Annotated in this window: 1 protein-coding gene; it reads right to left on the bottom strand. The window is 62.8% G+C overall.

Annotated features, from left to right (window positions below):
- The coding region (locus AC1DOP_RS27360; protein ID WP_477254440.1) for a hemagglutinin repeat-containing protein at positions 1-385 on the bottom strand (385 nt) is incomplete at both ends.

Here is a 385-nt window from a genome sequence, read left to right on the forward strand (position 1 = left end):
GCTGTGATGGTCCTCTGCGGCGGTGATCAGTACATTGTTGCCCGCTCCCAGAATCACGTTGCCAGTGGCATCGACCACCRCACCGACTGCGGTCAGATCGCGACCGGCAGTGATGTTGATGCTCTCGCCCTGGATCGCCGTGCCGATGGCATAGCTGTCGCTGTTGTCGACGCTGCGCGTGGTGGTGGTGCTGGAGAGCGTCTTCTTTTTCTTCTCGTAGCTGTCCAGGCTGTAGTCGTGCGTCTCGTTGGCCGAGAGCAGATTCACGTCGCGGCCAGCGACTACGCTGACTGCGCCATCGCTGCTCTCGACCAGTGCGGCGGTTAGGTTCACGTCGCGGCCAGCGCTCAGCAGCAGATTGTCCCCTGCCTGCAGCGTGCTGCCC

The organism is Massilia sp. 01N410 (assembly GCF_056399665.1).